Genomic DNA, 20,442 nt, shown 5'->3' with positions numbered 1-20,442 from the left:
ACGCGGCATTTCAATATATTTACCTATAAAAATCATGATGTTGCATGTTTTTTCCGTTTGGCACAGCCAGTGCTAAAGGGGTTTCCATCGAAATTTTTTCGATCGCGTTTACCCTGAGGAAAAAATCGTGAATATCCCTATTGAAGCTTTAGCGCAGCTCGTTGGTAACTCGCCTCAATTCATGCTCCAACTGACGGACGAACAGCAGAAAAAACTCCGACGTTTTATTCACAAACGCGTGCTTAACCCCGAAGATGCCGACGATATCCTGCAACTCACCTACCTGGAGGCATGGCGCAACAGGGAACGATTCAGTGGTCAGGCGAGCCTCAGCACCTGGATGTGCGGCATTGCGCAGAACCTGGTCCGCAACCACTTCCGACGCCTCTATGCCAAACCGGTGCATTGCGAATTCGATGAGTCGCTGTGGCATGGACAGGAGGAAAACAAAAACCTGGATTGGGAGTTCGAAATCAACCGCAGACTGGAGAAAACCCTGAGCGCCATCGACCACCTGCCTGCAGAAATGCGCAAGACGCTGTACGCCTCACTGGAGACCGACGGCAGCTATCAGGACACTGCCAACGCGTTGGACATCCCCATCGGTACCGTTCGTTCACGCCTGTCTCGGGCGCGCGAACACCTTAAACGCGTCACGTATAACCCGCTGCAACCGTAAGCGCCTGGGAGCAAGCGTTGGGCGGCAGGGATATCTGCCCAACCGAATGTAAAACGAATTTCTTTAATAACGCCTCTGCAACGATCCCCTCTCTCGCCTCGTCTTCAAAGATGCCCAACTCGAAACTACCGGCCAATCAAAGCGCGTCAGCCGCCCTGCTCGATCGCCGCGCACACCTGATCGCCCGTCTTCAGCGGCGCCAGCCCCGGTTAAACAATTGAAAGCGTAGAAAAAATCTCAACAAAAGTGCTTGACGCATTCTCGTTCTGCGCGAATAATGCGCGCCACTTGGCTACGTAGCTCAGTTGGTTAGAGCATAGCATTCATAATGCTGGGGTCCGGGGTTCAAGTCCCTGCGTAGCCACCAAGTACTAAAAACGGCTTACCGAAAGGTAGGCCGTTTTTTTATGCCTTGAGAAAAGTGCCTGAAGCGCACAAAAACTTCCCAACTGTATTTTGACGCCCTCCAACCCCACTGTTAGTGTCCTGCCTCCCCCACATGGAGCGCCCCACGGTGAAACTGGACATCTACCAAGTCGACGCCTTCAGCCAGCATCCGTTCGGCGGCAACCCCGCAGCCGTCTGCCCGCTCACCGAATGGCTGCCCGACGAGCAACTGCAGAACATTGCCGCTGAGAACAACCTCTCGGAAACCGCGTATTTCGTGCCCCGTGGCGAGCACTATGAGTTGCGCTGGTTTACCCCTTCAGTTGAAGTCGACCTGTGCGGCCATGCCACGCTGGCGGCAGCCTGGGTATTGTTCCATGTGCTGGCGGATGCGCCGCAGGTGCTGCGCTTCGCCACTCGCAGCGGCGAGCTACGGGTGACGCGCCAGGGCGAAGAACTGGCAATGGACTTCCCGGCCCGGCAACCCGAACGCTGTGAGCCGCCCGCCGGACTGCTGAGCGCGTTGGGGATTGAGCACGCCGAGGTATTCAGCACCGATGACTACATTGTGCTGGTGAGCGACGAGGCTCAAGTCGCTGCACTGACGCCGGATTTTGCAAGCCTCAAGGGCTTGCCCAAACGCGGCATTGCCGTGACCGCCAAAAGCACGGGGTTTGATTTCATCTCGCGCTGGTTCGGGCCGAATGTGGGCGTCAATGAAGACCCCGTCACGGGTTCCGCGCACACGTCACTGGCGCCATTCTGGGCGGCACGCCTGGGCAAATCGCAATTGACTGCCGAGCAGGGCGGTGCGCGCAAGGGCCAGTTGCGCTGCGAGCTTGAGGGTGAGCGCGTGATTATTTCCGGCAAGGCGGTGCTGTACATGCAAGGCACGATTTACCTGTAAAACGCACGACCCAAAGGACGGTCGAGCATTCTCAACGTAAACGGAGTTCAACACGTGTTTTCAATTTCCCGCCGCCCTTTGTCGATCATCGCCGCAGCCTTCGCCCTGTCGGCCTGTCACACCGCGCTCAACGAACCGCCTCCCGCACCGGAGTCGGGATCGGGTTATCGCAACGACCTCACCCTGCGCCATGCCGAACGCCACATGGCGGCCGCCGCGAACCCGCTGGCCGCCGAAGCCGGGCGGGAGATGCTGCGCCAGGGCGGCTCGGCGATTGACGCGGCGATTGCCATGCAAGCCGTACTGACCCTGGTGGAGCCGCAGTCGTCCGGCATCGGCGGCGGCGCATTCATCATGCTGTGGGACGGCGAAAACGTGCACGCCTATGACGGTCGCGAAACCGCGCCAGCCGCAGCGACCGAGCGTCTTTTTCTGAACGCCGATGGCACCCCGATGGCTTTCACCGATGCCCAGATCGGCGGGCGCTCCGTCGGTACACCCGGTGTGTTGCGCGCGCTGGAGATGGCGCACAAAAAGACCGGGCACCTGCAATGGGCCAAACTGTTCGAGCCTGCGATTCGTTTGTCGGAACAGGGTTTTGCGATTTCCCCACGGTTGCACAGCCTGATCGCGGCCGACCGTTTTATTGCGCAGTCACCGGACATGGCCGCCTATTTCCTGAAGGCGGATGGCACGCCGAAAGATACCGGCACTGTGCTGAAAAACCCGGCGCTGGCCGCTGTGTTCAAACGCATCGCCAAGGAAGGCCCGGACGCGCTGTACCGTGGTCCGATTGCCGAAGAAATTGCGCGCAAGGTGCAGAGCCACCGTAATGCAGGTGGCTTGTCCAAGTCCGACCTCGCGGGTTACGTCGCCAGGGAGCGGGCGCCGCTGTGCACCGACTACAAGCGCTGGAAAATCTGTGGCATGCCGCCGCCGTCGTCCGGCGCGATTGCGGTGGCGCAGATCCTCGGCACCTTGCAGGCGCTGGAAACCCGCGACCCGCGCCAGGCCCTCGCGCCGATGACCCCGGTCAAGCTTGCCACCCCGGCCGGGTTCGAACCCACGCCGCAGGCCGTGCACCTGCTTGCCGAGGCCGGCCGCCTGGCGTTTGCCGACCGCGCGCAGTATGTGGCCGATGCGGACTTTGTGCCGGTGCCGGTTGCCGGTCTCGTTGCGCCGGATTATCTGGCGCGGCGTGCCGACCTGATCGGTGAGCGCAGCATGGGGATCGCCAAACCGGGACAGCCGGCGGGCATCCAGGTGGCCTACGCGCCGGACCGGTCGCCGCTGCGCATTTCCACCTCACAGGTGGTGGCCGTGGATGACCTGGGCGGCGCCGTATCGATGACCACCACGGTGGAAGCGGCCTTTGGCTCCCATGTGATGGTCCAGGGCTTCTTGCTGAATAACCAGATGACCGACTTTTCGTTCATCCCCGAAGAGCACGGTCAGCCGGTTGCCAACCGTGTGCAGCCTGGCAAACGTCCGCGCTCGGCCATGGCGCCCACACTTGTATTCGACCGCCAGAGCGGTGAATTGCTGGCCACGCTGGGCTCGCCCGGCGGCTCGCAGATCATCGAATATGTGAGCAAGACGCTGGTGGCAATGCTCGACTGGAACCTTGACCCGCAAGCCGCCATTAACCTGCCCAATTTCGGCAGCCGCAATGGCGCGACGGAACTGGAGGCCGGATTGTTCAGCCCAGGCACGAAAAAGGCATTGAAGGAAAAAGGCCATGCACTGAGCGAGATCGACATGACCAGCGGCGTGCAGGCGATTGTTCGCGCGCGCGATGCCCAGGGAAAAGTGTCGCTGAGCGGCGGCGCGGACCCTCGGCGTGAGGGTGAAGCCTTGGGTGACTGAGCTAAGGCCATAAACTGTGCAAAACCTGCTCCCCCATGTGGCGAGCGGGCTTGTCCCGCGTTGGGGTGCGAAGCGCCCCCAATCGAGCAAAACGCGGTGTACCTGATACGGCTCAGCGCCTGGCTTTGGGGCTGCTGCGCAGCCCAACGCAGGACAAGCCTACTCGCCACAGGGAATCTGCGCTTAACTGAACGGCATTAGGGCAAGCCCGCTCGCCACACAGCTGTCAGCGACTGATCTTCAAGCCCTTGCGTCCCGCATGCCGCTCCAGCGCCAGGTCGATCAGCCGGCTCACCAGTTCGCTGTAACTCATCCCGGCAGCCTGCCACAGCTTGGGGTACATACTGATGCGGGTGAAGCCGGGCAGTGAGTTGACTTCGTTGATCAGTACTTCGCCGTCGTCCGTGAGAAACACGTCAACTCGCGCCAGCCCGGCGCAACCCAGCACCTCGAACGCCTCGACCGCCAGGCTGCGAATGCGCTCGCAGGCTTCAACGCTGATATCCGCCGGCACCACCACCTGCGCGGCATGCTCGTCGATGTATTTACTGTCGTAGGAGTAGAAGCCGCTGCTCACCACGATCTCGCCGCAACCGCTGGCAATCGGGTGTTCGTTACCCAGCACCGCGCATTCGATTTCACGGCCACTGACGGCGGATTCCACCAGCACTTTTTCATCAAACCCGAGCGCCAGTTCTACCGCGGCGTGGTACTCGGCTTCGTCGGCAACTTTGCTGACGCCCACCGACGAGCCCTGGTTGGCGGGTTTGACGAACATCGGCAGGCCGAGTGTGTTCACCGCCGTGGCAAAGGATGTACGCGCCGCGGAGCGCCGGGTCAGCGTGATGAACGGGGTGACGGCAATGCCGGCGTCACGCAGCAGACGCTTGCTGATGTCCTTGTCCATGCACACGGCCGAGCCAAGCACGTCGGCGCCGACGAAGGGCAGGTCCGCCATGCGCAACAAGCCTTGCAGGCAGCCATCTTCGCCAAGGGTGCCGTGGACGATGGGGAAAATCACATCGATAGGTGCCAGCAGCCCCTGGCCGGAGGTTTCCACCACTTGCTGGCTGGCCTTGCCAGGCACGACCGCCAGCTCACGATTGGATTGGTTGAGGGCGATCAGGGCCGGGTTTTCCTGATTGATCAGAAAGTCCGAGGTGTCGTTCAGGTGCCAGTGCCCGGCCTTGTCGATCCCAATGAGGATCGGCTCGAAGCGCGACCGGTCCAGGGCATCGACGATGTTGCGCGCCGATTGCAGCGACACTTCATGCTCAGCCGATCGGCCACCAAAAATAATACCTACCCGCAACTTGCTCATGACCCGGCCTCAGTGTTGAACGTAGGGCTTCTTACCATGGGCTCTGCCCCTGCACAATCGTTCAAGACCCGCACAGACAAGCAGCGGCAGACTGGGTTAACGTCATTCCATCTCTTCTCGTGGCAATCATCATGGGTAAATCAACCGGCCCCCTTGACTGGCTTCACCGCGCGCCGCACGGCAGCGGCCTGGACCGTATCGAGGCATACTTTGCCGGCTTTGCGTTCGACCCGCATCGCCATGACACCTACGCCATCGGGCGTACCTTGTTTGGCGTGCAGAGTTATCACTACCGCGGCTGCATGATCCACAGCCTGCCGGGCACAACCATGGTGATTCATCCCGATGAAACCCATGACGGCCGCGCCAGCAGTGTGGAAGGTTTCAAGTACCGCATGATTTACGTGGAGCCTGCGCTGATCCAGCAGATTCTCGGCGGCCGGCCACTGCCGTTTATCCACAGCGGCCTGTCGACTGATCCGCGTCTGTTGCGTGCCAGCGAAGTGCTGCTGCAAGGCCTGGACTGCCCGATTGACCCGATGCAGGAGCAGGATGCCCTGTTCGACCTGGCACATGCGCTGAGCGCTGCGTCGGGCGCGATCATCAGCCGCAAGTCCTTCGACTATGTCGCCGCCGAGCGGGCCCGGGAATTTATCCACGGGGCCCTGGGCCGCAGCATTACCCTGGATGAAATGGCCGACCATGCCGGCCGCGACCGCTGGGCCCTGTCGCGGGATTTTCGCCTGCTGTTCGGTACCAGCCCCTATCGCTACCTGACCATGCGTCGACTCGATCTGCTGCGTAACCTGCTTGCCCAGGGCCAGTCGCTGGTGGATGCGGCGCTGACGGCAGGCTTCACCGACCAGAGCCACATGACCCGACAATTTCGCAGCACCTACGGCATGCCGCCGTCGCGCTGGGTGAAGATGCTGGGCCGCTGAGACTCAAGCGGCATCACTTCATGCGGCATACGCCCATCACTTGATACTCCAGGGTATTGAGCTTGCCAACCGAATCCCAATAGGTCATGCGTGACGGCACCGCGTTGCACGAGCGAATTGGCGGCGAGATGTTGACCACCTTGGCAATATCCAGATTCATGCCGTAGCGGTACACCTGCACCTGAGGTGCCGGCAGGCCTCTTTTCTCAGCGTAAGCCGCCATGGCGTCCTCGTTACCTTCCAGAAGCAACGCATAAGTGCGCTTGCCGTCCGCCACTGCGCCAAATGACAGCATTGCAACGAGCAATCCCAGGCCAACTGTCTGTAAGTTCATCACACGTCCCTCGACTGAAAAGTTCAGCGTCGAGACTATCCAGATCACCCTTGCGACAGGTTCGCTGCAAGATTACTTATTTGATAGATAACAGTAACTTTCCAAGATCGTAATGTTTGCGCCACTCAGCCGTTATTCGTCGTTTGCAACTATCGCTCTGGGCACTACAACGCCCACTCTCATAAATAAGAAGCTGGTTATTGCCAGACCCAGGAGCGAACATGAATATCCTCAACATGACTCTGCCTCTTTCGTTATGCGCCGCGTTGCCGCTGGCAGCGGTGGCGGCACAGGAGCATCCCGAAGGCTTTATCGAAGGCAGCAGCGTCAAGCTGTTGATGCGTAATTTTTACTTCAACCGCGATGATCGCAACGGTCGATCCAGCCCTACCGGCAATGGTTATTCCGAAGCCTGGGCCCAGGGCCTGATCGGCAAATTCGAATCCGGCTTTACCCAGGGCACCGTGGGCTTTGGCCTGGACGCGTTTGCCATGCATGGCCTCAGGCTCGATTCGGGCAGGGGCCGCAGTGGCGGCAAGGGCTCATTCAGCGTAATGCCGGTAGACAGTAGCAACCGCCCGGAAAGCACCTACAACAAGGTGGGTGGTGCGGCGAAACTGCGCTTTCTGGACACCGTGATCAAGGCCGGCGATGTGTTCCCCTACACGCCCGTCGTGGCGGCCGGCGACTCGCGCGTGTTGCCGGAAAGCTTTCGCGGCGTCACCGTACAGAACACAAGTATTGAAGGCCTGAGCCTGCAGGGCGGGCAATTGAGTGGCATGAGCCAGCCCTCCCAGAGCGGCCGGAACAAAGAGTTCGCCACGTTTTACGCGGGCAAGGTCGATTCACCCTGGGTTGGCTATTTCGGCGGCGATTACCAGTTCAATCCGCACCTGAGCGCGAGCGTCTATGGCAGTCGCCTGAAGGATGCCTGGGACCAGTACTACTTCGGCACTACCGCCAGCTATCCACTGGGCGAGGACGTGTCGCTGTTTGGCAATTTCAACTATTACAACGTGAAAGACGAAGGCCGCAAACTGCGAGGGGAACTGAACAACAACATCTGGAGCGCGCGCCTGGGGGTGAGGGTCGGCGCCCATCGTGTGACCGTTTCTCACCAGCGCAACAACGGCGACAACGACTTCGATTACCTGCGTCAGTCGGATTCCAACATCCTCGAAAACTCCATGCAGTACAGCGACTTCAACTCGCCCAAGGAGCGCTCATGGATGGTGCGCTACGACCTGGACATGCAACCCTTCGGCATCCCCGGCCTGTCGTTCATGACCCGCTACGGCAGAGGCTCGGGCGCCGACTATAGCAACGCCAATTCGGTCTATGTGCGCAATGATGCGGCAGGCAACCCGCTGACCGGGCAAAGCCGTTGGGAACGGGATGTGGAAGCCAGGTACGTGGTGCAAACCGGCAATTTGAGGGATTTATCCCTCAGGCTGCGTCAGGCCACCATCCGTTCAAGTGCGTTCGACGCAGACCTGGAAGAAGTTCGCCTTATCGTCGAATACCCATTAGCCATACTCTGAACCGGCGCCTTACATTCATTTACCGATACCCTATATCTGCTGACGCGCTAAAGTTCTGTCAGAACTGTAATATCGGACTCACCTTCTCGTTAAGTTGTAATTTTTAAACTCGCTTACTCGACATCCTTCATCTCTGCGGCTTTTGTATAGCTCCTTTGGAACAGAGATGAATATTTACGCCCCCGCCGGGGCGTTTTTTTTGCGTTGAACTTCAGCGGCCAAATGTCACACCGGCCTTACATCGCTTGACCCTAAAGCCTCTTCACGTTTGAGACTTCCCCTACAGCTTACTCAGAGCCTTTTGTGAGGCCATATCATTTCCCTATTCTTGAAGGAAAATCCCTATGCGCATCCTGGTTGTTGAGGACGAGCAGAAAACCGCCGACTACCTGCAGCAAGGCCTGACCGAAAGCGGTTACGTCGTCGACTGCGCCGCCAGCGGCATCGATGGCTTGCACCTGGCGCGGCAACACAGCTACGAACTGGTGATCCTCGATGTCAATTTGCCCAACACCGATGGTTGGGGCGTGCTTGAGCAATTACGCCGCGACGGCAACCAGCGAGTGATGATGCTGACGGCACGCGGGCGTCTGGCAGACAAGATCAAGGGCCTGGACATGGGCGCCGACGACTACCTGGTCAAGCCCTTTGAATTTCCTGAATTACTGGCCCGTGTGCGCACCTTGTTGCGCCGCAGCGAACACATCCCGCTGCCGGAGGTGCTGCGCGTCTCGGACCTGGAGCTGGACCCGCGAAGGCATCGAGCGTACCGCGGCAACCGACGTATCGACCTGACCACCAAGGAGTTCGCCCTGCTGCATGTATTGATGCGCCAGACCGGCGAGGTGATGACCCGCACGCAGATCATTTCCCTGGTGTGGGACATGAATTTCGATTGCGACACTAACGTGGTGGAAGTGTCCATCAGCCGCCTGCGCGCCAAGGTCGATGACCAGAGCGAGGTCAGGCTGATTCATACCATTCGCGGCGTGGGCTATGTGCTGGAGGCACGCCAATGAAAACCAGCAGCTTGTCGACGCGTCTGGGGCTGATGGTCAGCCTGATGGGCGCGGGTCTGGTGCTGCTGCTGGCGACTCTGGCCTTTCTGGTGCTCGATCACGAACTGGAAAAAATGGCGCGCAAGAGTCTGGAAAACAAGATGGAACTGATTCAGCACAGCCTGACCATGAACCTCAACACGCGCGAGATTGCAACGCGCAACCATCCTCTGCCGGACCTGGTGATGGGCCACGATAATTTCTACCTGACCATCGTCGGGCCATTGCCGACCACCGACGTGTTGCTCAGTGTTGGCACCAGGGTTCAGGCACCCTTGATGACAGACTTTACTGCCAGTGAAACCCTCGGCTACCTGACATGGGCCGACGGGCGCGGCAACCAGCAGCTCGGTGCCTCACGCCTGATGCGCCTGCGCAGCGGCGAAAATGTGCGGGTGCTGCTGACGCGAGACCGTGCCGATGACCAAGCGCTGCTCAGTGCCTATCTGCGCTCCACCCTGTTCGTGCTGCCGTTGCTGCTGGTGCTGATCGGCCTGGGTGCGTGGTGGCTGGTACAGCGCGGGTTGGCACCCTTGAAGCAGTTCAGCCACGTCGCGGCCAAAGTCACCACCCAGGACCTCACGCATCGTCTGGCGGTGGACAACCTGCCAAAGGAGCTGGCGGAGTTGGCGCAGGCGTTCAACGTAATGCTCGACCGGCTGGACGCGGGGGTGCAGCAGCTGTCGCAGTTTTCCGACGACCTTGCCCACGAATTGCGCGCGCCGCTCACCAACCTGATGGGCAAGGCCCAGGTAACCCTCTCGCGCCCGCGAGTGCCAGAGGCCTACAAAGCGGCGCTGGAGTCCAGCGTGGAAGAGCTGGAGCGCCTGGCACGCATCGTCTACGACATGCTGTTTCTGGCGCAAGTCAGCCATCCGTCCGCCCGCGCGTCGTTCACCACGGTGTCGCTGGCGCAGGAAGCCGAGCGGGTAATGGAACTGTTCGCCTTCAGCGCCGAAGAAAAGCACCTGAGCCTCTCCCTGAGCGGAAATGCCCAGGTACAGGGTGACCGCCTGATGATTCAACGTGCGCTCTCGAACCTGCTGTCCAACGCAATTCGCCATAGCCCGGAGGGTGGGTACGTGCCTCTGAGCGTAGAAGCAGGCGCCGACAGCATCTGCGTATTGGTTAGCAACGCGGGGGCAGGCATCGAAGCCCATCACCTGCCGCATGTGTTCGAGCGTTTCTACCGCGCCGACAGCAGCCGCGCGCGCACCGAGGGCGGCACTGGCCTGGGCCTGGCCATCGTGCAGTCGATCATGACCCTGCACCAGGGGCAGGCCGACGTACACAGCCAGCCAAGTGGATTTACGCAGTTTCGACTGGTGTTTCCTCGTCCTTGCGGTGCGCCCACTGATACAGCGCCGGCAGCACCAATAATGTCAGCAACGTTGATGAAATGATCCCTCCGATCACCACCGTGGCCAACGGCCGCTGCACCTCGGCACCGGTGCCGGTGGCCAGGGCCATGGGGATGAACCCAAGAGACGCCACCAGCGCAGTCATCAATACCGGGCGCAGGCGCGTCAGCGCACCTTCGTTGATCGCCAGCGCCAGCGAATACCCTTCTTCGCGCAGATTGCGGATAAAGGCGATCATCACCAGGCCATTGAGCACCGCCACGCCAGACAACGCGATAAACCCCACGCCCGCCGAGATCGACAGCGGGATATCGCGCAGCCACAGGGCCATGATCCCGCCGGTCAGCGCAAACGGAATCCCGGTGAACACCAGCAAGCCGTCCTTGATGTTGTTGAACATCATGAACAACAGGCCGAACACCAGCAGCAATGCCACCGGCACCACGATGCGCAGCCGCTCGGAGGCCTCCTTCAGTTGCTCGAACTGGCCGCCCCAGGAGGTCCAGTAACCTGCGGGCACTTTCACCTCGCCGCTGATTGCGGCCTCGGCTTCTTCCACAAACGAACCGATATCGCGCCCGCGCACGTTGGCACTGACGATTACCAGGCGCTTGCCGTTCTCGCGACTTACCTGATTGGGGCCCAGTAGCAGGTCGAGGCTGGCCACCTGTGACAACGCGATAAATCCCAGTTGCCCGGAAGGGCTGCCCGCCAACGCCGGCACCGGGATCAACAGGCGTGACAGCCCGTCGATATCGGTGCGCAGCGTGTCGGACAAGCGCACGACCATGTCAAATCGGCGGTCACCTTCGTACAGCGTACCGGCCTTGCGACCACCGACTGCGACGGCAATGGTGTCCTGCACATCACCGGTATTGAGGCCAAAACGCGCCGCCTTTTCGCGGTCGATATTGATCGTCAGCACCGGCAGGCCGGATGTCTGCTCTACTTTGACTTCCGAAGCGCCATCAATCCCGCGCAGGGTCCCGGCGATCGCGCCGGCGGTGCTGTTGAGCACCGCCATGTCATCGCCAAACACCTTCACCGCTACATCGCTGCGCACGCCTGAGATCAGCTCGTTGAAGCGCAGCTGGATCGGTTGCGAGAGTTCATACGCGCTGCCCGGCACTATTTCACTGGCGCGCTGAATATCGGCGATCAGTGCCTCACGGGATTTATTGGGGTCGGGCCATTGCTCCTTTGGCTTGAGCATCAGGTAACTGTCGGAAATATTCGGCGGCATCGGGTCGGACGCAATCTCAGCCGTGCCCGTACGCGCGAACACCCGCTCGATTTCCGGCACTTGTGCCAGCAAGGTCTTTTCCAGTTGCTGCTGCATCTGCACCGATTGCGTGAGGCTGGTGCCGGGCACGCGCAGGGCCTGCTGGGCGAAATCGCCTTCGCTGAGGCTGGGGATAAACTCGCTGCCCATCCGGCTGGCCACCAGACCGGTGCCGACAATGGTCAGCGCCGCCAGTGCGAAGACCAGCGGCCGACGCGCCATCACCCAGTCCAGCACTGGCGCGTACACCCGACGCGCGCTGCGCATCACCAGATTTTCCTCTTCCTTGACCTTGCCGGTGACAAACAGCGCAATCGCCGCCGGCACGAAGGTCACCGACAGGATCATCGCGCCCAACAGGGCGATGACCACAGTGAACGCCATCGGGTGGAACATCTTCCCGGCCACGCCGGTGAGGGCAAAAATCGGCAGGTACACCACCATGATGATCAGTTGCCCGTAGATCAGCGCCCGCCGCGCTTCCTTCGCGGCGGCGAATACCTCGTGCAGGCGCTCGCTGCGGGTCAGCAGGCGGCCGTGTCGATGTTGCGCATGGGCCAGGCGGCGGATCGAGTTCTCGACGATCACCACTGCGCCGTCGACGATAATGCCGAAATCCAGCGCGCCAAGGCTCATGAGGTTGGCGCTGACTTTGTAGGTGAACATGCCGGTGAACGTGAACAGCATCGCCAGCGGAATGACCATCGCAGTGATCAGCGCCGCGCGGATATTGCCCAGAAACAGAAACAGCACCGCGACCACCAGCAGCGCCCCTTCGAAGAGGTTGCGCTTGACCGTGGCAATGGCTTTTTCGACAAGGTTGGTACGGTCGTAGACGGTAACCGCTACCACGCCTGCGGGCAGCGAACGGTTGATCTCCTCGAGTTTCTTCGCCACCGCCTGGGACACACTGCGACTGTTCTCGCCGATCAGCATGAACACCGTGCCCAGCACCGCTTCGCGGCCGTTCTCGGTGGCTGCGCCGGTGCGCAGTTCGCGGCCGATCTCGACCTGCGCCACATTGCGCACGCGAATCGGCGTGCCCTCCGTCGAGGTGATGACGATATTGGCAATATCCTCGATGGACGCCACCTGCCCCGGTGCGCGGATCAGCAACTGCTCGCCACTGCGTTCGATATAGCCGGCGCCGACGTTGGCATTGTTGCGCTCCAGCGCCGTGACCAGGTCGTTCAATGTCAGGTTGTAGGCCGCCAGGCGCTTGGGGTCCGGGGCGATCTGGTATTCCTTGGCGAACCCGCCAATCGTATTGATCTCCGCCACGCCCGGCACGTTGCGCAGTTGCGGCTTGATGATCCAGTCCTGGATCACGCGCAGGTCCGTCGGCGTGTAGGGCGTGCCGTCCTCCTTGCGGGCGCCCTCCTCGGCCTCCACGGTCCACAGGAAGATCTCCCCAAGCCCGGTGGAAATCGGCCCCATGGTGCTCTCGATGCCTTCGGGCAATTGATCGCGGGCCACTTGCAGACGCTCGTTGACCAATTGCCGGGCAAAGAACAGGTCGGTGCCGTCCTTGAAAATCACCGTCACCTGCGACAACCCCGAACGCGACAACGAACGCGTCTGCTGCAGGCCCGGCAACCCGGCCATGGCGGTTTCAATGGGAAAGGTGATGCGCTGCTCGGTTTCCAGCGGCGAGAAGCCCGCCGCCGCCGAGTTGATCTGCACCTGCACATTGGTGATGTCGGGCACGGCGTCGATGGGTAATTTCTGATAGCTGGCGATGCCGACACCGGCCATCAACAGTACCGCCAACAGCACAATGATGCGCTGCTCGATGGCGAATTGAATAAGGCGCTCAAACATGAAAAATCACTCGCGGAATCAATGGCCGTGTTCGGCCGAACCTTTGCCCAGTTCGGACTTGAGGATAAAGCTGCCGACCGTGGCCACCTGCGTGCCTGCGTCGAGCCCCTGGCGCACTTCGACGTAGCCGTTCTCGCGCATGCCCAGCTCCACATGGCGGGTGATGAAGCCGCTCGGGGTACGCTCGAATACCGAAGGTTTGTCCTCGACCGTCTGGATCGCCTCCTGTGGCACGGTGACGCTGGCCTGCGTGGTGTCGGTGGCCAATTGCACGCTCACAAACAGGCCCGGGCGCCACGCGCCGTCAGGGTTGGGCACACTGACACGCACAGTGGCGGTACGCGTCTGTTCGCCCAGCAGGTTGCCCACATAGGCCACGGTGCCTTGCACCCGAGTGTCCATTTCCGTGGAGCTGACGATCACCGGCTTGCCAGCGCGGACCTTGTTCAAGTCCTTGGGAAAGACCCCGAACGTAACCCACACCTGGGACAGGTCCGAGAGGGTGAAGGCATTGCTGGTCTCACTGACCACTTCGCCGACACCCAGATGTTTTTCCACCACCACCCCGGCGAACGGGGCGCGCAGTTCATAGCGATTGCCGCCGGCCGAGCCCGCGTTGCCGCTGAGGGCGGTCATCTTCTGGCGGGCGTTATTGCGCGCGATCTCGGCCTCCGCCAACGTCTGGCGTGCGAGCAGGTAGTCCTGCTCGGCAGAGATTTTGTCCTGCCACAACTGACGTTCGCGCTGGAAGGTTATGCGCGCCAGCTCGACCCGCCGCTCACTGGCGGCCAGCTCGCTGCGTTGATCGGAAATCTGCTGGCTGGCAATCACCGCCAGCAACTGCCCCTGCTTCACCGATTGGCCAAGGTTGACGCTCACCGACTCCACCACACCCGCCGCCCGCGGAATAATGTGCGAGGTACGGTCTTCGTCAAAACGCACTTCGCCCGGCAGTGTCAGCAGCGTACTGATCGGGCGGGGCTGGGCCCTGGCAAGCTGAATACCGGCGGCCTGGACCTGCTGTTCGGTGAGTTCAAGCGTGCCCTCCTCCTCGTCGCCATCGGCAAAGCCGGCTACCGGCCAGGCCAGTATCAGGGCGATGGCAAGCGCCACACCGTGTGGTTTGTTCATGGGTTGCTCCTGAAAAATCAAAACTGGACGAGATCGCCGTATATCCGTTCGAGGCGCACCCAGGCGTCGATCGCCTGGGCGGTGGCCGTCAGGTACTGGGTACGGGCGGCAATCAAGGTGCGCTGGGCGTCGAGCACGTCGAGGAAGTTGAACTTGCCCATCTCGAAGCCACGGGTCGCGCTGTCCACGGCGCTTTGCGCGGCGGGCAGGATTTGTTGGTTGAAGGTGTGCACTTCGGTATTGGCGGTTTGCCACAAGGCCAGGGCCTGAAGGGTTTCCGCGCGCAGCCGCAGTTCGACGGCGTTGCGCAGGTCGCGCGCCTGGTCGGCGCGGCGGTTGGCGGCGAGCACGTTGCCCTGGTTGCGGTTGAACACGGGGATCGGCATCGAGACGCCAACGAGATTTACGCGCTCGCGCGTGCTGGCGTCGTACTGGCTGCCAATGGACACATCCAGATCGGGAATACGCTGGGCTTTCTCCAGCGTCACGCTGGCTTCGCCCTCGCGGATACGCAGTTCGGCCAGTCGCAATTGCGCAGTTTGCTCGACCCGTGCCAGCAGTTGTGCGCGGGGCGGCAGCGACGGCACGGGCCGGTTTTGCGCGGCGACAGCGTCGAAGTCCGGGGCGGCGCTGCCGGTGCTGGCGGCGAGTTGGCGGTAGGCATCGTTGAGGCCGACCTGCGCACGATTCAGCTCCAGGCGAATCTCCGACAATTGCACCTGTGCTCGGGTGGCTTCCACCGGCGACGACTTGCCGGCGGTAACCCGGCCGTTTGCAATCACCAGCCCGCGCTCGGCAAGCGCCAGGGAGCGTTGCGCCAGATCCAGCCGTTCCTGGGCACGCAGGGCGCCGTAGTAGCGGTCGATCACATCGGCGCGCAGGCTGTTGCGCTGCTGCTCCAACGTCAGCGCCGCAGCGACCTGGGCCTGGGTCGCCAGGTCAATCCGCGCACCGCGCTTGCCGCCCAGTTCAAGGGTCTGGCTGAGCTTGACGGTGGTGGTACGGGCATTACGGCGCGTGTCTTCGACGTCCCAGGAGGCAACCGGATTGGGGATCAACCCGGCCTGCTGGCGACCGCCGCGGGCGATATCGATTTCCCATTGCGCAGCTGCCAGATCCGGATTGTTGGCAAAGGCGGTCTGCAGCGCTGCATCGAGGGTGAGGGTTTGCGCCTGGGCAACACTTGCGGTTATCCACAACGCCGCAGCCCCCAACAATGTTCCAACGGTAATGTACATAACGACAGTTCCACGCCCATGAAGTCGCTGAGGGTTCCCAGCGAGGGCAATGTAGCTATCGCGACTTATCAGGGGGGTGGAGGCAGGATTACAAACCTGACAGGCAAGCGGTCGGGCATACACGTAGTCATGTTCATCGTAATGGGCCACGTGCTTTCGACCTGCAAGGTGACGTGGGAAATATCAACTGTTCGCGCGGCCACACCCGGAAACCGATAGCGGCCCCCTTATAAGGTATGCTCGCCATCAGAAACATAAAGAAACATATCAGCCAAGCCGTTCGCCAAGGAGTCCCGTTTTGGAGTTATCGACTGCCGCGTGGATGTTCCACGACACACGCCTCATGCTCTGCGTCCTGCTCGCCATCGCCAGCATTATCGTGCTGATCAGCGCGACCAGGCTGCCGCCGTTCCTGTCGATTCTGATCGGCACCTTTATCGCCGGCGTCGGCGCCGGCCTGCCGCCGGAGGAGGTTGCCAAGGCCTTCAGCAAAGGCGCCGGGGCGATTCTTGGCGAGGCCGGGATCATCATTGCGCTGGGCGCGATGCTCGGCGCGTTGATGGCCGAATCCGGCGCGGCCGACCGTATCGCCACCACCCTGCTCGGGCTGGGCAAAGGCAAGTCACTGCCGTGGGTGATGGCGCTGGTGGCGATGGTGATCGGCTTGCCGCTGTTCTTCGAAGTGGGCCTGGTGATGATGGTGCCGATCATCTTGGTGATGGCCAAACGCTCGAACCAGCCGCTGCTGAAAATCGCCATTCCGGCCCTGGCCGGCATGACCACCCTGCACGCCCTGATGCCACCGCATCCGGGACCGCTGATCGCAGTGGGTGCGCTGCACGCCGACCTGGGCCTGACCATGTTGCTGGGTTTTTGCCTGGCCGTGCCTGCGGTGATATTTGCCGGTCCGATCTATGGCAACTGGCTGTCCAGGCGCCTGCACGTGGATGCACCGGCCGACATCGGCGCGTTGTTCAGCGCACCGCCCAAGGCACCGCGCCAACCCGGCTTTGCAGTGTCGTTGCTGATCATTCTGTTGCCGGTGATTCTGATGCTGGGCAGCACGCTGGCCAAAGTCGCCCTGCCGACGGAAAGTAGCCTGGGCCTGACGTTGAAGTTCCTCGGCGAGCCGCTGATCGCCCTCGCCCTGGCGGTAATCGCCGCGGTGATCTGCCTGGGCTGGGCCGCCGGCATGCCTCGCGCCGACGTCGGCAACACCTTGCGCAAAGCCATCGCCCCCATCGCGGTGCTGTTGCTGACCATCGGCGCCGGTGGCGGCCTCAAGCAGACCCTGCTCGACGCGGGCGTGAGCCAGACCATCAGCAAGGTCGCCGAAGGCGCGCACATGCCCTATCTGCTGCTGGCGTGGCTGATCGCCGTAGCGCTGCGTCAGGCCACCGGTTCGGCGACGGTCGCGACCACTACCACGGCCGGCATCCTCGCGCCGATGATGGCGGGACTGGCGGCCACACAAAGCTCACTGGTAGCGCTGGCGATTGGCGCAGGCTCGGTGTTCTTCTGCCACGTCAACGACGCTGGCTTCTGGATGGTGCGCGAGTATTTCGGCTTGCAGTTAAAGCAGACGATCTGGGTGTGGTCGGTACTGCAGACGATTGTTTCGGTGGTGGGGTTGGTCGGTACGTTGGTGCTTTGGCACTTTTTGACCTGAGCCTCAGCCCGCCAGCGTGTGGCGCTTGCCAAACAACGCCACACTCGCCACGCCTACAGCCCCCATCACCACGCCATACCCCACGCACACCCACGGGCTGGTCGGCATCAGCGCGATCAGCAACAGCGGCGTGGTACTCGCCCACAGTGCATAGGCGATGTTGTAGGTGAAGGAAATCCCCGACACCCGCACCGGCGCCGGAAACAGCCCGACCATCACCGAAGGCACCGCGCCCACCACGCCGCAGCACAGGCCCGCCAACGCATACGCCGCACCGAGCCAGAGGCCGCCGTTGATCAGGCTGGTGTACAAAATCGCGATTCCCGCCGGCAGCAACAGGCTGTACACCAGCACCGCACGCCAGGCGCCGATGCGGTCGACCAGCAGGCCCGCCAATACGCAGCCGATGTTCAGAAACACGATGCCCAGCGCGCTGAGGGCGAACGTGTGGCCGGGGCTCATGCCGAAGGTTTTCTGCATCATCGTTGGCGTGATGACCACCAGCACCACCACCGCCGAGGTGAGTACGCAAGTGAGGATCATCGCCGGCAGCAACACGGCGCGGTGCTCGCGCAGCACGGTGCGCAGCGGCAGCTCGGCAGCGGCCTGGCGGCGCGCCTGCATGTCGAGGAACACCGGGGTTTCGTTGAGCCAGCGGCGCAACCACACACCGATCACGCCGAAGACGCCGCCAAGCAAAAAGGGCAAACGCCAGGCGTAATCGAGGATTTCTGCCGGCGTGAAGACCTGCGCCAGCAGCGTCGCGGTGAGCGCGCCGAGCAGGTAGCCGAAGGTCAGGCCGGCCTGCAGGAAACCCAGGGCATAGCCGCGATGAGCAGGCGGCGCATGCTCGGCGACGAAGGTCCAGGCACTGGGCACTTCACCGCCCACGGCCGCGCCTTGCAGCACGCGCAGTGCCAGCAGAATCAGCGGTGCGAAATAGCCGATTTGCGCGTAGGTGGGCATGATCCCGATCAGCAGACAGGGTAAGGCCATCATCAGGATGCTCAGACTGAACACGCGCTTGCGCCCCAGATGATCGGCAAAGTGCGCCATCAGGATGCCGCCCAACGGGCGCGCGAGGTAGCCAGTGACGAAGATGCCGAAGCTCTGCAGCAGGCGCAGCCACTCAGGCATTTCCGGCGGGAAGAACAACTGGCTGAGGGTCAGCGCGAAAAACACGAAGATGATGAAGTCGTAGATTTCCAGGGCCCCGCCCAGAGCGGCCAGGCCCAGGGTTTTGTAATCGGAGCGGGAAAAACGCTGCGCCTGTGCAGGAAAGGTGGCAGTCATGTGCAAGCTCGGCAGACAGACAAAATGGCGTGCAGGTTAGGAGCTGAACCGGATCATGGCAATCACGACAGATACATTTGTTTTGCTCATTGATCGATGAAGATAACTGCATTCCCAAATCAATGGCCGTGGAGCAACATGCCGGAAAGCTGCCGCCGCCATAATAACTACAAGAGGAAGCCCCCATGGCCGATGCCATTGAAGAAAGCCGCTATGCCCGTTTTGCCCTGCGCTGTTCCAACTTCGCCGAACGCTGGTTTCCGGACTCCTGGGTGTTTGCCGCGCTTGCAGTGATTGTCGTCACCGTCGCGACCCTAGGCATGGGCGCCGCGCCGACCGACGCCGCGAAGGCCTTTGGCGATGGGTTCTGGAGCCTGATTCCGTTCACCATGCAGATGGCCTTCGTGGTGATCGGCGGTTATGTGGTCGCCAGTTCGCCGCCGGCGGTCAAGCTGATCGACCGCCTGGCGCGCATTCCCAAAAACGGCCGCTCGGCCGTAGCCTGGGTGGCCTTGATTTCCATGGTCGCGTCGTTGCTCAACTGGGGCCTGTCCCTGGTGTTCGGCGGTTTGCTGGTGCGGGCATTGGCCCGGCGCACGGATTTGCGCATGGACTACCGCGCGGCCGGTGCTGCGGCTTATCTGGGGCTTGGTGCGGTCTGGGCGCTGGGGCTGTCGTCGTCGGCCGCGCAGTTGCAGGCCAACCCGGGCAGTCTGCCGCCGTCGATTCTGGCGATCACCGGAATGATCCCGTTCACCGAGACCATTTTTCTGTGGCAATCGGGCGTGCTGCTGCTGGCGCTGATCGTGGTGTCGCTGATCATCGCCTACGCCACCGCGCCCGGCCCGAACAGCGCACGCGATGCCAAGGCCTGCGGCGTCGACCCGGCGTTCAACCTGCCCAAGGTCCAGGCGCCGACCCGCCCCGGCGAATGGCTGGAACACAGTCCGCTGCTGACCATCCTGCTGGCGCTGCTGGCGGCCGGTTGGCTGTTCCACGAGTTCTCGACCAAGCCTGCAATCAGCGCGATCTCGGGGCTCAATACCTATAACTTCCTATTCATCATGGTCGGTGCGCTGTTGCACTGGCGCCCGCGCAGCTTCCTGGATGCAGTGGCCCGCGCCGTGCCGACCACCACCGGCGTGTTGATCCAGTTTCCGCTGTACGGCTCGATCGCGGCGCTGATGACGCTGGTCAAGGGTGGCGACGGTCAGACCCTGGCGCACCATATCTCGCTGTTCTTCACCTCCATCGCGTCCCACGACACCTACGCGCTATTGATGGGCGTGTATTCGGCGGTGCTGGGTTTCTTTATCCCGTCGGGCGGCGGCAAGTGGATCATTGAAGCGCCGTACGTGATGCAAGTGGCCAATGACCTGCAATACCACCTGGGCTGGGCGGTGCAGATCTACAACGCGGCCGAAGCGCTGCCGAACCTGATCAACCCGTTCTACATGCTGCCGCTGCTGGGGGTGCTGGGCCTGAAGGCACGGGACTTGATCGGTTTTTCGTTTGTGCAGTTGCTGGTGCACACGCCGCTGGTGCTGTTTTTGCTGTGGGCGCTGGGGACGACATTGGCGTATGTGCCGCCGGTGATGCCATAGGAGCAGTTA

15 protein-coding genes and 1 tRNA gene are annotated in these 20,442 nt (G+C 61.7%); 10 read left to right on the top strand and 6 right to left on the bottom strand.

All coding sequences use genetic code 11. The features are described from left to right. Positions 1 to 127 precede the first annotated feature (127 nt). The 4 genes from LUB09_RS22725 (at position 128) to ggt (ending at position 3,839) form a co-directional block, all read left to right on the top strand. Positions 128 to 679, top strand: a complete 552-nt coding sequence (locus tag LUB09_RS22725; protein WP_209988276.1) for an RNA polymerase sigma factor — start codon at positions 128 to 130, stop codon at positions 677 to 679. A 290-nt stretch (positions 680 to 969) separates the two neighbouring features. Next, positions 970 to 1,046: transfer RNA gene (locus tag LUB09_RS22720), tRNA-Met, on the top strand. A gap of 147 nt (positions 1,047 to 1,193) precedes the next feature. Further along, positions 1,194 to 1,973 (top strand): PhzF family phenazine biosynthesis protein, encoded by a 780-nt coding sequence (locus LUB09_RS22715; protein ID WP_231423762.1) that lies wholly within the window; start codon positions 1,194 to 1,196, stop codon positions 1,971 to 1,973. Between the two features lie 54 nt (positions 1,974 to 2,027). Further along, complete coding sequence (gene ggt / locus LUB09_RS22710) at positions 2,028 to 3,839, top strand: gamma-glutamyltransferase (protein ID WP_231423761.1); 1,812 nt, start codon at positions 2,028 to 2,030, stop codon at positions 3,837 to 3,839. A gap of 226 nt (positions 3,840 to 4,065) precedes the next feature. Here the strand turns inward: ggt and ddlA are convergent, their stop codons facing one another. Beyond that, complete coding sequence (gene ddlA / locus LUB09_RS22705) at positions 4,066 to 5,160, bottom strand: D-alanine--D-alanine ligase (protein ID WP_231423760.1); 1,095 nt, start codon at positions 5,158 to 5,160, stop codon at positions 4,066 to 4,068. 131 nt (positions 5,161 to 5,291) lie between these two features. On the opposite strand from ddlA, the gene LUB09_RS22700 reads away from it, so the two are divergent. Beyond that, positions 5,292 to 6,101, top strand: coding sequence for an AraC family transcriptional regulator (locus LUB09_RS22700; RefSeq protein WP_231423759.1), 810 nt, complete (start codon positions 5,292 to 5,294; stop codon positions 6,099 to 6,101). Positions 6,102 to 6,114: 13 nt separating this feature from the next. Here the strand turns inward: LUB09_RS22700 and LUB09_RS22695 are convergent, their stop codons facing one another. Continuing rightward, complete coding sequence (locus LUB09_RS22695) at positions 6,115 to 6,435, bottom strand: DUF2790 domain-containing protein (RefSeq protein ID WP_231423758.1); 321 nt, start codon at positions 6,433 to 6,435, stop codon at positions 6,115 to 6,117. Positions 6,436 to 6,656: 221 nt separating this feature from the next. Here LUB09_RS22695 and LUB09_RS22690 point away from each other — a divergent pair, with 221 nt between their 5' ends. The 3 genes from LUB09_RS22690 to LUB09_RS22680 all read left to right on the top strand — a co-directional run bounded on the left by LUB09_RS22690 (position 6,657) and on the right by LUB09_RS22680 (position 10,437). Then, positions 6,657 to 7,976 carry an OprD family porin gene (locus LUB09_RS22690; protein WP_209988257.1) on the top strand — a complete coding sequence of 440 codons (1,320 nt, stop codon included), beginning with the start codon at positions 6,657 to 6,659 and terminating at the stop codon, positions 7,974 to 7,976. Between the two features lie 344 nt (positions 7,977 to 8,320). Continuing rightward, a complete protein-coding gene (locus LUB09_RS22685) occupies positions 8,321 to 8,995 on the top strand; it encodes a heavy metal response regulator transcription factor (protein ID WP_209988254.1) in 675 nt (224 codons plus the stop codon). Further along, positions 8,992 to 10,437, top strand: coding sequence for a heavy metal sensor histidine kinase (locus LUB09_RS22680; RefSeq protein ID WP_209988251.1), 1,446 nt, complete (start codon positions 8,992 to 8,994; stop codon positions 10,435 to 10,437). Before LUB09_RS22685 ends, LUB09_RS22680 begins: the two co-directional genes overlap by 4 nt. On the opposite strand, the gene LUB09_RS22675 is transcribed toward LUB09_RS22680, so the two are convergent. The 3 genes from LUB09_RS22675 to LUB09_RS22665 are packed head-to-tail and all read right to left on the bottom strand — an operon-like array spanning position 10,343 to position 15,867. Then, a complete protein-coding gene (locus tag LUB09_RS22675; protein ID WP_231423757.1) occupies positions 10,343 to 13,498 on the bottom strand; it encodes a CusA/CzcA family heavy metal efflux RND transporter in 3,156 nt (1,051 codons plus the stop codon). The two genes, LUB09_RS22680 and LUB09_RS22675, sit on opposite strands and share 95 nt — an antisense overlap. Before the next feature lie 18 nt (positions 13,499 to 13,516). Further along, positions 13,517 to 14,629 carry an efflux RND transporter periplasmic adaptor subunit gene (locus tag LUB09_RS22670; RefSeq protein ID WP_231423756.1) on the bottom strand — a complete coding sequence of 371 codons (1,113 nt, stop codon included), beginning with the start codon at positions 14,627 to 14,629 and terminating at the stop codon, positions 13,517 to 13,519. A 17-nt stretch (positions 14,630 to 14,646) separates the two neighbouring features. Next, complete coding sequence (locus LUB09_RS22665) at positions 14,647 to 15,867, bottom strand: TolC family protein (RefSeq protein WP_209988242.1); 1,221 nt, start codon at positions 15,865 to 15,867, stop codon at positions 14,647 to 14,649. Positions 15,868 to 16,165: 298 nt separating this feature from the next. Here LUB09_RS22665 and LUB09_RS22660 point away from each other — a divergent pair, with 298 nt between their 5' ends. Then, positions 16,166 to 17,536, top strand: coding sequence for a GntT/GntP/DsdX family permease (locus LUB09_RS22660; protein ID WP_231423755.1), 1,371 nt, complete (start codon positions 16,166 to 16,168; stop codon positions 17,534 to 17,536). A gap of 3 nt (positions 17,537 to 17,539) precedes the next feature. On the opposite strand, the gene LUB09_RS22655 is transcribed toward LUB09_RS22660, so the two are convergent. After that, positions 17,540 to 18,829, bottom strand: coding sequence for an MFS transporter (locus LUB09_RS22655; protein ID WP_231423754.1), 1,290 nt, complete (start codon positions 18,827 to 18,829; stop codon positions 17,540 to 17,542). A 185-nt stretch (positions 18,830 to 19,014) separates the two neighbouring features. On the opposite strand from LUB09_RS22655, the gene LUB09_RS22650 reads away from it, so the two are divergent. Continuing rightward, positions 19,015 to 20,433, top strand: coding sequence for a short-chain fatty acid transporter (locus LUB09_RS22650; protein WP_209988222.1), 1,419 nt, complete (start codon positions 19,015 to 19,017; stop codon positions 20,431 to 20,433). Positions 20,434 to 20,442: the final 9 nt, after the last annotated feature.

The organism is Pseudomonas sp. Leaf59 (assembly GCF_920984685.1).
Taxonomy (GTDB): domain Bacteria; phylum Pseudomonadota; class Gammaproteobacteria; order Pseudomonadales; family Pseudomonadaceae; genus Aquipseudomonas.
The sequence above is the reverse complement of the archived record's forward strand: the minus strand, read 5'-3'. Positions and strand labels throughout refer to the sequence as shown.

What these genes read in the sequence shown, in the direction of transcription:
- ddlA (WP_231423760.1), bottom strand. Translation starts at nt 5,160, where the DNA reads ATGAGCAAGTTGCGGGTAGGTATTATTTTTGGTGGCCGATCGGCTGAG.
- LUB09_RS22700 (WP_231423759.1), top strand. Translation starts at nt 5,292, where the DNA reads ATGGGTAAATCAACCGGCCCCCTTGACTGGCTTCACCGCGCGCCGCAC.
- LUB09_RS22695 (WP_231423758.1), bottom strand. Translation starts at nt 6,435, where the DNA reads ATGAACTTACAGACAGTTGGCCTGGGATTGCTCGTTGCAATGCTGTCA.
- LUB09_RS22690 (WP_209988257.1), top strand. Translation starts at nt 6,657, where the DNA reads ATGAATATCCTCAACATGACTCTGCCTCTTTCGTTATGCGCCGCGTTG.
- LUB09_RS22685 (WP_209988254.1), top strand. Translation starts at nt 8,321, where the DNA reads ATGCGCATCCTGGTTGTTGAGGACGAGCAGAAAACCGCCGACTACCTG.
- LUB09_RS22680 (WP_209988251.1), top strand. Translation starts at nt 8,992, where the DNA reads ATGAAAACCAGCAGCTTGTCGACGCGTCTGGGGCTGATGGTCAGCCTG.
- LUB09_RS22675 (WP_231423757.1), bottom strand. Translation starts at nt 13,498, where the DNA reads ATGTTTGAGCGCCTTATTCAATTCGCCATCGAGCAGCGCATCATTGTG.
- LUB09_RS22670 (WP_231423756.1), bottom strand. Translation starts at nt 14,629, where the DNA reads ATGAACAAACCACACGGTGTGGCGCTTGCCATCGCCCTGATACTGGCC.
- LUB09_RS22665 (WP_209988242.1), bottom strand. Translation starts at nt 15,867, where the DNA reads ATGTACATTACCGTTGGAACATTGTTGGGGGCTGCGGCGTTGTGGATA.
- LUB09_RS22655 (WP_231423754.1), bottom strand. Translation starts at nt 18,829, where the DNA reads ATGACTGCCACCTTTCCTGCACAGGCGCAGCGTTTTTCCCGCTCCGAT.
- LUB09_RS22650 (WP_209988222.1), top strand. Translation starts at nt 19,015, where the DNA reads ATGGCCGATGCCATTGAAGAAAGCCGCTATGCCCGTTTTGCCCTGCGC.